10 protein-coding genes are annotated in these 13,549 nt (G+C 57.9%); 5 read left to right on the top strand and 5 right to left on the bottom strand.

The window, feature by feature from the left end; translation table 11 throughout:
* Positions 1-5 precede the first annotated feature (5 nt).
* From GN111_RS32065 to GN111_RS32045, 5 genes are all read left to right on the top strand, one after another.
* The gene (locus GN111_RS32065) at positions 6-2,483 is read left to right on the top strand and encodes a glycogen/starch/alpha-glucan phosphorylase (RefSeq protein ID WP_155307643.1); all 2,478 of its coding nucleotides are present in this window, start codon (positions 6-8) and stop codon (positions 2,481-2,483) included.
* Positions 2,484-2,494: 11 nt separating this feature from the next.
* Positions 2,495-3,748, top strand: a complete 1,254-nt coding sequence (locus GN111_RS32060) for an EAL and HDOD domain-containing protein (RefSeq protein ID WP_155307642.1) — start codon at positions 2,495-2,497, stop codon at positions 3,746-3,748.
* Between the two features lie 100 nt (positions 3,749-3,848).
* Positions 3,849-4,715 (top strand): diguanylate cyclase, encoded by an 867-nt coding sequence (locus GN111_RS32055; protein ID WP_155307641.1) that lies wholly within the window; start codon positions 3,849-3,851, stop codon positions 4,713-4,715.
* 21 nt (positions 4,716-4,736) lie between these two features.
* Positions 4,737-8,210 (top strand): hybrid sensor histidine kinase/response regulator, encoded by a 3,474-nt coding sequence (locus GN111_RS32050; RefSeq protein WP_155307640.1) that lies wholly within the window; start codon positions 4,737-4,739, stop codon positions 8,208-8,210.
* Positions 8,207-9,238, top strand: a complete 1,032-nt coding sequence (locus GN111_RS32045; RefSeq protein ID WP_155307639.1) for an HD-GYP domain-containing protein — start codon at positions 8,207-8,209, stop codon at positions 9,236-9,238. Before GN111_RS32050 ends, GN111_RS32045 begins: the two co-directional genes overlap by 4 nt.
* On the opposite strand, the gene GN111_RS32040 is transcribed toward GN111_RS32045, so the two are convergent.
* The 5 genes from GN111_RS32040 to GN111_RS32020 all read right to left on the bottom strand — a co-directional run bounded on the left by GN111_RS32040 (position 9,239) and on the right by GN111_RS32020 (position 13,057).
* Positions 9,239-9,571: a hypothetical protein gene (locus GN111_RS32040; protein WP_155307638.1), complete on the bottom strand. Its 333-nt coding sequence runs from the start codon at positions 9,569-9,571 to the stop codon at positions 9,239-9,241.
* A gap of 303 nt (positions 9,572-9,874) precedes the next feature.
* Entirely contained in the window at positions 9,875-10,573 is a 699-nt protein-coding gene (locus GN111_RS32035) for an ABC transporter permease (protein WP_155307637.1), read from the bottom strand.
* A gap of 4 nt (positions 10,574-10,577) precedes the next feature.
* Positions 10,578-11,276, bottom strand: a complete 699-nt coding sequence (locus GN111_RS32030) for an ABC transporter permease (protein WP_155307636.1) — start codon at positions 11,274-11,276, stop codon at positions 10,578-10,580.
* Positions 11,277-11,426: 150 nt separating this feature from the next.
* Positions 11,427-12,212, bottom strand: a complete 786-nt coding sequence (locus GN111_RS32025) for an ABC transporter substrate-binding protein (protein ID WP_155307635.1) — start codon at positions 12,210-12,212, stop codon at positions 11,427-11,429.
* 56 nt (positions 12,213-12,268) lie between these two features.
* On the bottom strand, positions 12,269-13,057 hold the full coding sequence (locus tag GN111_RS32020) for an ABC transporter ATP-binding protein (RefSeq protein WP_155307634.1): 789 nt from the start codon (positions 13,055-13,057) through the stop codon (positions 12,269-12,271).
* Between the last annotated feature and the right edge of the window lie 492 nt (positions 13,058-13,549).

Below are 13,549 nucleotides of genomic sequence, written 5' to 3'. Positions count from 1 at the left end.
GATCCATGAAGACCGATGGTCAGCACGACAAACCGGAGGAGTGTCCGCTCTCTGCCGACACGCTCGAAGAGGACATCGCCCGCCATATCCGGTTCACCATGGGCCGTGATCCCGCCAAACCAAATCGCCACGCCGCTTTCATGGGACTGGCCTTCGCGGTGCGCGACCGTCTCATGGACCGCTGGATCCGCACCCAGCGCACCCAGTACGACACCCTGGCCAAGCGGGTCTATTTTCTCAGCCTGGAATTCCTTCCGGGCCGTTTTCTCATGAACTACCTCATCAGCCTGAAGATGGTGGACGAAGCGCGCCGGGCTGTGGAAGCCATCGGATACGATCTCGAAGAGCTGGAAGAAGAGGAATGGGACGCCGGTCTGGGAAACGGCGGTCTGGGGCGTCTGGCCTCCTGCTACATGGATTCTTTGGCCTGCCTGGATTTTCCCGGCTACGGCTATGGAATTTTTTACGACTACGGCATTTTTCACCAGATCGTTCAGGACGGTTGGCAGCGGGAACAATGCGACAACTGGGTGCGCAGAGGCACTCCCTGGGAGATCCGCCGGGGAGAATACCTTATTCCGGTTCAGTTTTACGGCCGCACTGAGGCGGTTACCGACGCCGCCGGCCGCACCGGCTATCGCTGGGTGGGGGGCGAGGTGGTCATGGCCATGGCCTGCGATATCCTCGTTCCCGGTTATGGAGACGATTTCGTCACCAACATGCGGTTATGGCGGGCCCAGTCAAGCCGGGAATTCGACCTGGAAGAGTTCAACCAGGGCGACTACATCGGTGCCGTCGAAGCCAAGGTGCAAAGCGAAACCATCTCCTCCGTCCTCTACCCCAGCGACGAAGTGGAACAGGGCCGCGAACTGCGTCTGAAACAGCAGTACTTTTTCGTGGCCGCCACCCTGTCCGACATTCTGCGGCGCTACAAAAAGCTCGACCGTGACTTCTCCGAGCTGCCCGACTTCGTGGCCATCCAGCTCAACGACACGCATCCGGCCATCGCCATTCCCGAACTCATGCGTCTGCTGATGGACGAGGAGGGCCTGACCTGGGAAACCGCCTGGCCCATCTGCGAGAAAACCTTTGCCTACACCAATCACACCGTGCTGCCCGAGGCCCTGGAGACCTGGCCCGTGGATCTCATTGGCCGCCTGCTGCCCCGGCACATGGACATCATCTTCGAAATCAACCGCCGTTTTCTGAGCACCCTGGCTCCGATAGGGAAAACCGCCGATGCCCTGCTGCCCCGGGTATCGCTGATTGCCGAAGGCTCCCAGCAGCGGGTTCGCATGGCCCATCTGGCCATCGTGGGCAGCCATACCGTCAACGGCGTTGCGGCCTTGCACAGCAAAATTCTCAAAGAGAGCCTTTTCAAAGACTTCGACACTCTCTTTCCCGGCCGGCTGACCAATGTCACCAACGGCATCACGCCGCGTCGCTGGCTGGCCCAGGCCAACCCATCCCTGGCACAGTTGATCGATGACACCATCGGTCCCGGATGGATCACCGATCTGAAACGGTTGCGGGAGCTGGAGCCACTGGCCGACGATGCCGATTTCCGACACCGCTGGATCTCCGTCAAGAAAAAGAATAAAAAGCGACTGTCACGCTACATCCTGAGAAAAATTGGACTGGGCGTCGATCCGGACACCCTGTTTTCCGTGCAGGTCAAACGGATCCACGAGTACAAACGCCAGCTTCTCAACGTGCTGCACGTCATCGCGCTCTACCACCGCATCAAGGCCGATCCCGCCGCGCCGGTGGTGCCGCGCACGGTGATCTTTGCCGGCAAGGCCGCCCCGGCGTACCACCAGGCCAAGCGCATCATCAAGCTGATCAATTCCGTGGCCGCAAAGACCAACAACGACCCGGACGTTCAGGGAAAACTGCGGGTGCTGTTTCTGCCCAACTATTGCGTCTCCCAGGCCGAGAAGATCGTCCCGGCAGTGGATCTGTCCGAGCAGATCTCCACCGCCGGCCTGGAAGCCTCGGGAACGGGCAACATGAAGATGTCCCTCAACGGGGCACTGACCATCGGCACCCTGGACGGCGCCAACATCGAGATCATGGAAGAGGTGGGCAAAGAAAACATCTTTATCTTCGGCCTTACCGCCCGGCAGGTGACCGATCTTCGCAACAACGGCTACAATCCGTGGAGCTACTACGAAAACGATGCCGAACTGCGGCGCGTTCTGGACAGCATCAGCCGGGGGGATTTCTCGCCCACGGATCCCGGCCTTTTCGCCCCCGTCGTAGAATCACTGCTGCACAAGGGGGACTACTACATGCTGCTGGCCGATTTCAGGGCCTACGTGAAAGCCCAGGAGGCCGTCGGAGAACTCTTCCTCGATCAGCAGGAGTGGACCCGCCGGTCGATTCTTAACACCGCCCGCATGGGCAAGTTCTCCAGTGATCGTTCGGTGATGGAGTATGCCGAGAACATCTGGGGGCTCAAACCGCTGCCGAAAATCGAGTAGGAGATTCTCTTATGAACGATCCCCAAAATTCCACGCCTTCGCTGTCCATCGGCCGGGTGCCGATATTCGATGCCCAGCGCCGCCTGTGGGGGTACGAACTGATGTGCGTCGGTACCGTTCCGGTAAAAACAGAGGCGTCATCGGCGGAAGATACGGCCACCAACGTAGCCGCCTCGGCCTATATCGGTCTTCAGCCGATTCTTCAACAGGGCCGCAAGGTCATGCTGAATTTCGACGAAATGGGAATCGTGGACAATATGCCGTATGCCCTGCCCCCCGGCAGCGCCGCCGTTCAGGTGGCCGAGTCCCTGTTTCTGAATCCGGAAATCCCGGCGATGCTCCAGCGTCTCAAATCCGACGGCTATCTGATCGCCGTGCAGGAATTCAGCGGGGCCCCTGAATTCGAACCGCTTTATGACCTGGCGGACATCGTCGGGGCAACCGTGGCGGACAAGACTGAAAAAGAAGTTGCCGACCTTCTGGCGGCCATTGATGCAAAGAACACTGACATCATGACCCGCCGTGTGGATGACGCTGCCATGTTCGAGATGTGCAGGCAGGCCGGCGCGGACCTCTTTGAAGGCGCCTTTTTCAAAAAACCGGACACCATTACGGTCCGCAAGCTGACCTCCAACGCAACCTCACGCCTCAAGCTGCTGCAGCGCATCGACCAGCCCGATCCGGATATCGACGATCTGGCCGAAACCATCCAGTCCGATGCGGCCATCAGCTTCCGCCTGTTATCCTTTCTGAACTCGGCGGCCTTCGGCCTTCCCCGCAAAATCAAGTCCGTGCAACACGCCATCCGGCTTTTAGGGTGGAACCGGATGAAAAACTGGTTGCGGGTGGTTCTGCTCAACGACATGAGCCAGGCGGTCGAGACCGGCGATCTGCTGCAGCTTTCTGCCCAACGGGGCAAGTTTCTGGAACTGGTGGCCCGCAGCAACGATTACTGGGGATTCGATCCGGAAAGCCTGCACCTGCTGGGGCTGTTCTCCCTGCTGGATACCCTGCTCTCCGCACCCATGGAAGAGATTGTCACCTTCCTGCCCATCGAACAGCCGCTCAAAGAGGCCCTGTGCGGGGATGCCGGCAACGAGTACCTGCCCCTGCTCAGACTGGCCCAGTGTGCGGAGGAAGGCCGGTGGGAGGATGCCGATACCATCGTTCAGCAGCTCAACCTGAACCGTGAAAAAGTGATCGCCGCCTTCAGGGAAGCCGTGGCCTGGACCGATCGGCTGTTGTCGCAGGAAAAGGGGGATTGAGTCCCCGCTATTTCCCTTGCCACCTTTATGACCACCGCCATATGATATATAATGAATAAAAAGTTGGGAAAAATCCTTAACCCTGCGTTTCGTTACCGGCATGACGACGACCGATCCGATTTACGATCAAAAGGAAGCGCTGGTGGCCCGCGGCAAACCGTTGCTGCTGACCGCGATTGTCGCGCTGATCTGCGGTATCGGATGGATCCGTTTCCTGACCGGTCCTGAATTCGCTTTTTCGCTGCTGTACCTGCCGCCGATCGTTGCCGCCACCTGGTTTTTCGGTCTCTTCTGGGGAACCTTCTCGGCCCTGCTCAGCACCCTTTCCATCCTGCTCGCCGACTTTTCCCTGATTGACCGATTCTCTAACCCTTATATTCCCCTGGCCAACGAAAGCTTCCGGCTGATTATTTTTCTGTTCATCGTATTCATCATTTTTAGATACAAGAAGATCCTGGCAAGGCATAAGGAACTGGCCATGATGGATCCGCTGACCCGTATTGCCAACCGGCGGGCATTTTTTCATCTGGCCGGAACGGAGATCGACCGATCACGCCGATACAGCCATCCCTTTTCAGTAATGGTGATCGACGTTGACGATTTCAAGCAGATCAATGATCGATTCGGTCATGATGCGGGCGACCATCTGTTGGTTACGGTGGTGGATACCATCCGGCGGCACATCCGGGGCATCGACATCGTCGCCCGATTCGGCGGGGACGAATTCGTCGTCCTGCTGGTCAAGACCGGCGAGGAGGCCGCGGCCATGGTCGCCCGGAAACTGAAGAGCAGACTATTAAAGGTGGTGAATGAAAACCGCTGGCCGGTGACGTTCAGCATCGGGGTGGCGACTTACCACAGCGTCCCGGAAAACGTCGAAGAAACCATCAAGGCTGCAGATCGGCTGATGTACCAGGTCAAGCACGAAGGCAAAAACGATATCCGGCATGCGGTATTGAAAAACTGATGCCGCAGGACAGGATCGACGATGCGAACTGAGAAAAAACACGGAAGGTTCCGTCCGGTGGCCATCCTGATGGCCGTATTGCTGTCGGGCGTCACCTGGCACGCGCGTTTTTCTTGGGCCGCCGGAGACGGGCCGCCCCTGAAGATCGGCGTTCTGGCCACCCGGGGGCCGGAGCAGTGCCTGAAAAGCTGGACACCCACGGCAGACTATCTCGCCCGGCAGATTCCCGGAAAGCACTTTGCCATCGTCCCATTGACCCACGAACAGGTCTATCCAGCCGTGGAAACCGGGGCGGTCGATTTCGTTCTGGTCAATTCTGCGTTTTATGTGGGCGTGGAACACCGTTACCGGGCCAACCGGATCGTGACGCTCAAGGAACGACGCGCCAACGAGGTTTACACCCGCTATGGCGGCGTTATTTTCTGCCGCAGCGATCGCAGCGACATCCGCAAACTGGCGGATCTGAGAGGCAAGTCCTTCATGGCGGTTTCCGAATCCTCGCTGGGCGGCTGGCTCATGGCCTGGCGGGAGTTTGTGGAAAATGGCATCGATCCGTTTCAAGACTTCAGTGCCCTGCGCTTTGCCGAAACCCACGACGAAGTGGTATTTGCTGTACGGGACCGGTTGGTCGACGCGGGTACGGTGAGAACCAATACGCTGGAAGAACTCAGCGCGGAAGGCAAAATCGACCTTGACGATTTTTACGTCTTTCCCCCGTTGCACCCGGAGGAAAACGGCAGGCCGTATCTGTGCACCACCCGCGAGTATCCCGACTGGCCCATGGCCAAGGTCAGGCACACGCCCGACGACCTGGCCGAGAAGGTGGCCGTGGCCCTGATGCAGATGCCGGCCGACTCGAAGGCAGCCCGGGCGGCCGACTGCGCCGGCTGGACCATCCCCCTCAACTACCAGCCGGTCCACGACTGTTTGAGGGCCCTCAAGGTCGGTCCCTATGAAGACCTGGGGAAAATCGCTTTCAGCGATGTGCTGGAAACCTATGGCCCATGGATTATCTTCACCTGCGCTGCCTTTTGCATTCTGGCGGCGTTTACCGGCGTGGTTCTGAAACTCAACCGCCGGATACAGACATCCAACGAACGCCTGAAAGTGGAAATGGATCTCCGCCGCCAGCGGGACCTGGAATTGCGGACCGCCAAAAACGTGGCCGAGGAGGCGACCCGGGCGAAAAGCGAATTTCTGGCCAACATGAGCCACGAGATCCGCACCCCCATGAACGGCGTCATTGCCGCCACGGAACTGGCCTTAAGCGAGGAGGTAACGCCCAAAATCGCCCACTACCTGAGGATCGTGCAGAGTTCGGCCTATTCGCTGCTGGGCATTATCAACGACATCCTGGATTTCTCCAAAATCGAGGCAGGCAAGATGGAACTGAAATCCAGAACCTTCAGGCTGAACGAAGTGTTCGACCGGGTGATCGAGCTGTTCGTTAACAAGGCCTGCGATAAAGAGATCGAACTGCTGGTGGACATCGATCCGGAAACGCCCAAAATCCTCATCGGTGACCCCTTGCGTCTCCAGCAGATTTTGACCAACCTGGTGAGCAATTCTATTAAATTCACCGATTCGGGCGGCGTGATTCTGATGCGCGTTAGACCGGGGGAATCGCCGCCGGGAGATACCGCCGACGGCCAGCAGGCGGCGCTGGCCTTTTCCGTGAAGGACACGGGGACCGGCATCGATCCGGCGTACATCGACATGCTTTTCGAGCCTTTCAGCCAGGCCGACACCTCCTCGACACGCAAATATGAAGGGACCGGCCTGGGGTTGAGCATCTGCAAAAAGTTGGTCACCCTGATGGCCGGCGACATCGGGGTAGAAAGCGAACCGGGCGTGGGAAGCACCTTCTTCTTCACCGTACGCATGCAGCTTCCAAGTGCAACACCCATTGTCCGGCCACAGGTTCCTCCAGATATTCTGGGCCTGAACGTCCTGGTGGTCGACGACATGGCCGACAGCCGGACAATCATGCGCAATATGCTGTCCTCTTTAGGATTTCGTGTCGAAACCCTTTCGTCAGGCCAGGAGGCGTTGAGTCGGCTGACGGACAACCAGTTGCGCAACAATCCCATCGAACTGATCATGATGGACTGGAAAATGCCGGAGATGGACGGGTTCGAAGTGTCCCGCAAGATCCGGCAGGAGATGAAACTGGCCCTGCCCATCATCATGATGACGGCCTTCGGAAAAGAAGAGCAGCGTATCGCCGCGGAGAAATCCGGCATTAACGGCTTTTTGCTCAAGCCCATCTACCCTTCCACGCTCTTCGACGCCATCATGGATGCCTTCGGCAAATCGGGTTTAAAAACGGACGACCGAAAGAAGCATTTCACGACCCGTGCCTCCATCTATCGCAAGCCATTAAAAGGCGCCAGGATTCTGGTGGCCGAAGACAACCCCACCAACCAGCAGGTCGCCCAGGCCATCCTGGAAGGCGCCGGCATCATCGTAACCATTGTGGACGATGGCGAGGCTGCCGTCGAAGCCGTAAGGGGCCACACGTTCGATGCCGTGCTGATGGACATTCAGATGCCCCGGATGAACGGCTACGAAGCCACCCGGCTGATCCGGAGCATGCCGGAAGGCGAGACGATTCCGGTAGTCGCCATGACGGCCCATGCCATGAAGGGAGACGAGGAGAAGTGCCTGGAGGCCGGAATGGACGGCTATATCTCCAAACCGGTCAATCAGGATCGCCTGTTCCACACGCTCTGGCGACTGCTGCGCTCCAGAGGCCGCCTGGAGGACATCCATGCCGACAATGGGGAGAACGTCGAAGACGAAAACGGGGCCGCAACGGTTGAGGAGGCACCGGCGCCCGTTTCTTCCCCACCCACCGACGGCAGACGCCTGCCGGACCGTCTGCCGGGCCTCGACATCCGGGAAACCCTGGCTGCAATGGATATCGACGGCGATACCCTGATTCGGATCATGCACGGATTTTCAAACAATAACTGCCACACTGCGGATCAACTCCACCAGGCTCTGGCCGCCGGTGACCTGACCGCCTTGGCCCATCTGGCCCACGGTCTCAAAGGGAGTGCGGCCAACATCGGCGCCAACGAACTGAGTTCTGCGTCCCACGCCCTTGAAATGGCCTGCAAAGAGACCCTGCCCGCGATCGAGCGGTCCAGACGGCTGAAAGGCTTGGTCGAACAGGCGGCCGCCGCCCTGGAACCGGTTCTTCGGTCGATTCAGTCGCTGGTACCGACCACATGCGGCTCCGATGCGGCACCGGAAGCCCCTACAATGGACGGTTCCTTCGATTCACTGTTGAATCGTCTGGCCGAGGCCATCGACCGGTCCGATCCGGAACAGGTCATGGCCACCATGCCCTTGGTCCGGCAGCATGCAGTCGGGCAGCCCATCGATGCATCGACACTTGACAAATTAGAGGCCCAGGTGAACCGTTACGATTACGATCAGGCCCTGGAAACTATTAAAAAGATATGCAATTCATCACAGGAAGTCCAATGAACACTTCGCGGAATCTCGTTCTGATTGTGGATGACAACCCGACCAATATCGATCTGCTGGTCAATACGCTGAAAGACAGCTACCGGCTGGGCATTGCCAAAAATGGCGACAAAGCCCTGGAGTACGCGGCCAAGCATCTTCCGGACCTTGTCCTGCTGGATATCATGATGCCGGGAATGGATGGCTATGAAGTGTGCCGTCGCCTCAAAGACGATCCGGCGACAGCACGCATTCCGGTGATCTTCATTACGGCCATGACCGAGACCGTAAACAAAACCAAAGGGTTCGATTTGGGCGCGGTGGATTACATCACCAAGCCGTTTCATGCCGCCGAAGTCTGTGCCAGGATTCGAACGCATCTGTCCCTGGAAGAAATGCGCGAACAGCTCGCTTCCCAGAACGAGATCCTCGAAAGGCAGGTGGCCGAAAAGACGGCCGAAATCCGCGACATGCTGGACGCCAGCATTCACAGCATGGCGTTGATGGTGGAGGTTCGCGATCCCTATACCGCCGGCCACCAGCAGCGGGTTTCCCGGCTAGCCTGCGCCATTGCCCGCAAACTGGGGCTTTCGGAAGATACCATCGAAGGCATTCGCATTGCAGGAATCCTGCACGATGTCGGCAAAATCCGGATCCCCGTTTCCATACTCAGCCGGGCGGGCGAACTGCTGCCGGCCGAATATGAAATGCTCAAAATTCATTCGCAGATCAGCTACGATCTTCTCAAGGACATCCCTTTCCCCTGGCCCGTCGCCCAGGTGGCCCTGCAGCACCACGAACGGCTGGACGGCTCCGGTTATCCCCAGGGGCTCACCGGGGATGCGATTCTGCCCGAGGCGAAAATACTGACGGTAGCCGACGTCGCGGAAGCCAACAGCTCCTTTCGACCATATCGGCCGGCCAATGGCATCGGTTACGCCCTGGAGAAACTGGCCATGAAAAAAGGCGCGCAGTACGATGCCGCCGCCGTCGAGGCCTGTCAGGAACTGTTCGACAGCGGAGAATTTTCATTCAATGATAAATGTTGATCAGTGGGGCAGCGTGTAAATCGCTCCCATTTCATAGACGCGCCGACCGTCTTCCTGGCTCTCGCGGCACCATTTTACCGTCACGAAACTGATGGAACGCAAAAGGCAGTCATCCCTGTCTTTACAGGTACAGGCATACCCGCTGTTGGAGGCCCTGAAAAGAATGGTCGTGCCGGCGGTGAATTCCCGGCCCGATGAAAAGCAGATTCCCTCTTCACTGCAGTTGTGCACAGTGGCCCTGATGTTCATTGGGGTGCCAATGGTGGAATGCAGGGTAATCGGCCCGGTGACGGGATGACGGGGGGAGATCCGTTTTTCAATATAATTTCCCATCCGTTCCTCCCTTGCGGCAGGCTCCCTACCGGTATCCACGCTTAACCCTATGCGGCGATTGTTTCCAGGCGTCCGGAACAAACCGCACCTCCTGTGCAAAACTTCGAAGCCCAATGGCTCGATTCGTATATCAAGGACACAGACATTCGGAAGGTACTCAGCGGAAACAGCGAAAAATCCAATTCGAAAGAGGGATCGTCAATGTGTCTTAAATAATTTTCAGCTTTTCTGGAAGGTTTGTCAAGCACGGAAGCGGCTGCCGCAGAGCATTGCAGTGTGTTCAATGGGCAGCGGGCGGCCGCGTCAGCTGACGGCCTGCATGTGGCTTGTAATGCGGCGCTCGATTCGACGGAAGACGAACAGCACACCGTAAACCAGCACCAGGTAAATCAGTGCGGCGGCGATGAACATTTCGTAGAAGGCGAAGCTGCGAGCGGAGATGACCCGGGTAACGCCGGTCAGGTCCATAACGGTAATGATCGACACCAGGGAGGTGGCCTGCAACAGGAAAACCACTTCGTTGGTATATGCCGGCCACGCCAGCCGGAAGGCCTTGGGCAAAATGATCCGGCGGTACATCACCCGGGTGTTCATGCCGCAGGCCCTGGCCGCCTCCACTTCGCCCCAGGGCACGGCCTCGATGGCGCCGCGCAGGATCTCGGCCGTGTATGCGGCCGTGTTAAGCGTCAGCGTCAGCACGGCGCAGAAATAGGCCTGCCGGAAAAACTGCCACAGCCCTACGCTCTGCAGCAAATCGACGAACTGCCCGCTGCCGTAGTAGATGAGAAAAATCTGCACCAGCAGCGGCGTTCCCCTGAAATAAAAACAGAAAACGTAGCTGGGAACCGACAGCATCCGGCTTTTGGCCACCCGCATCAGGGCCACCGGTACGGCCAGGCAAAGGCCGATGAGCACCGACAGGGCCGTGATCTGGATGGTCACCCACGTGCCGCCCATCAGTCGCGGCAGGCTTTCGATGACAATGTCGGGGACCAGGGGCATGCGTTTATGCCTTTCTGACGCCTTTATTGGCCCATCGTTCCATCTGCTGCTGACCGAGCAAGGAAGCGATGGTGATGGCCAGGTAAATGAGAGAGGCCAGAAAATAACAGGTAAAAGGCAGACGGGTGGACCGGGCGGCAATGTCTGCGTTGCGCATCAGTTCGGGAAGCTGGATAACCGATATCAAAGCGGTGGCCTTGATGAGCACCATCCAGACGTTCCCCAACCCTGGCAGGGCAAACCGCCACATCTGGGGCAGCAGAATGCGGCGGAAGCACAGCACACGCCCCATGCCCACGGAACGGGCGGCTTCCACCTGGCCCTTGTCCACCGCCATAAAGGCGCCGCGAAAAACCTCGGTCGAAAACGCGCCGTAAATAAAGCCGATAGTACACGTTCCGGCGGCCAGAGGATTGAGATCAATGAAAAGGTCAACGCCCATGGTGGCGGCGATGTCCTGCAACAAGGTCGGCGCGCCGTAATAAACGAGCAGGATCAGAACGAGTTCGGGAACGCCGCGGACAATTGTGGTGTAGGCCCCGGCAATAAAATTGGCCAGGCGCGAACGGGCCAGCTTTCCCCAAGCGCCGAACAGCCCGAGCAGCATGGCGATCACCATGGAACCAAGGCCCACCAGTATCGTCAGCTTGGCACCGTCGGCAAGCAGCGATCCGTACCCCTGCAGGTTTAAAAACTCAGGCATGGCGCTCCCGTAAATCGGCCGCCGGAAAAAAGTTTTCCGTATTCGATGCGCTTTTGCTAAAAACTTTTTTCCGGGCCCGGATGCGTCGGTCCGTTAACCAAGTGTCCTTCCAGAAATCGGGCAAATTGGCCATTTCTGGGAGACGCGAAACTACTCTCCGTAAAGATCGAAATCGAAGTACTTGGCGTTGATTTTCTGGTAGACGCCGTTTGCACGGATCTCCTTGATGGCTTTGTTGAACATCGCTTTCAAATCGTCGTTGCCTTTACGCACCGCAATGCCGATCCCCTCGCCGAACCATTTCTCGGCGGTAAAGGACGGCCCCACGAAAGCATAGCCCTTGCCCGCGTCGGTATCCAGAAAACCGCCCTGGAGAACGGTGGCATCGGCGATAACCAGATCCACCCGGCCGGCGGTCAGGTCCATGTTGGCCTCGTCCTGGGTCGCGTAGGACTTGATCTGGACGCTGTCCCCGAAATTGTCGCGAACGAAGTTCTCGTGAATGGTCGCCCGTTGGACGCCAACGACCTTGCCCTTCAGCCCTTTTTTGCTGACATCGATGCTGGCGCCCTTCTTGGCCACGAAACGGGCCGGCGAGACATAGTATTTATCGGTGAAGTCGACTTTCTGTTTGCGCTCCTCGGTAATGGACATGGAGGCCACGATGGCGTCGTACTTCTTGGCCAGCAATCCGGGGATCAGTCCGTCCCAATCCTGAACCACCAGCGTGCATTCCACACCCATCTGCTTGCACAGCGCATTGGTGATGTCCACATCGAACCCCTGCAGGTTGCCATTGCTGTCCACCGAATTGAATGGGGGGTAGGCGCCTTCGGTGGCAACCCGTATGGTTTTCCAGTCCTTTGCGGGAACCGGCGAAACCAGCATCATGGTGATTACAAGCGCAGCCAGTGACGCGGTCAGTAATGTTCTCATCTCTTCTCCTCCTCCTGCTTGTTTGGTATGTTATGCCCGACGTCGGTTCGCTCCCGTTAGAGAAAACGGGACAGGAACTGACGGCAGCGAATCGAATCCGGTGCGTTGAAGACCTTGTCCGGGGGACCCTGTTCCTCCACACGGCCCTCTTCCAAAAAAATGACCTGGGTGGAAACGTCGCGGCAGAAGTCCATTTCATGGGTCGCGATCAGCATGGTGCGCCCCTCTTCGGCCAACTGGCGAATGACCTCCAGCACATCGCCCACCAGCTCGGGATCCAGCGCGGAGGTCGGCTCGTCGAGGAGCATCACCGCCGGTTCCATGGCCAGGGCACGGGCGATGGCGGCCCGCTGCTGCTGACCGCCGGAAAGGTGGGCCGGATAACTCTTGGCCTTGTCGGCGATACCGACCTTTTCCAGCAGCCCCAGGGCTTGTTCTTTAGCCGTTTTCCTGGACTTGCCCAGAACGTGAACCGGCGCTTCGATGACGTTTTCGATAATGGTCATGTGGGTCCACAGGTTGAACTGCTGAAACACCATGCCCAGCTTGGTCCGGATGCGATCGACCTGGCGGCCGGATTTGGGAACGGTTTCACCTTTCCGGTTGACGGTCATCTCGATCAGTTCGTCGTTGAGCCAGACGCGGCCGGCATTGGGGATTTCCAAAAGGTTGATGCAGCGCAGCAGGGTACTTTTTCCGGAACCGGAGGAACCGATCAGGGAAATGACATCCCCCTGCCGGGCCGTTAGGGATACCCCTTTGAGGACTTCGAGGTTGCCGAAGCGTTTGCGCAAATCCTCTACTTTCAACGCCGTTGGTTGGTTTGCGGGTGTGTCTTGCTTCATAGGCTCTCTATGGGGGACGGTTTCTTAAAAAATCGCAATAAATCCAATTTTGCCTTCCTCGTGCAGTTGCTCCGGTGTAAGGGCGAAAAATCTTTCGCCCCTGCGAATCTTGTGGCTTCCTGCCGTGGGAATGACACGGTTGTTGACTTTTTACGGGACTGTCGAATTCGCATTGAAAAAGGATCGCCGAAGGACGCATCAGCCCGATGTCCATTGGACAAGGGTGTTCGACTGTAGCGTTGTGGGTGTCAAAATGCAATCCAAAATTCGAAGGACCCGGCTGAAGACGGGTATGGCATCGCGCCAAAAGGATTCGTCGGGATGAGTATCGGCAGGCCGTAAATTGCCGGTGGAAGCCTTTCAACCGTGGTCGTTGGACTAATTGCTCCTATTCATAAATACGGTGGCATTCGATTGCCGATGCATCCCGGCCTGCTTCGTTGCTCGGCACACCAATAGCTATGGCTATTGGTCGTTTCTCAAGCCTTGCGA

Source organism: Desulfosarcina widdelii (assembly GCF_009688965.1).
Taxonomy (GTDB): Bacteria; Desulfobacterota; Desulfobacteria; order Desulfobacterales; family Desulfosarcinaceae; genus Desulfosarcina; species Desulfosarcina widdelii.
The sequence above is the reverse complement of the archived record's forward strand: the minus strand, read 5'-3'. Positions and strand labels throughout refer to the sequence as shown.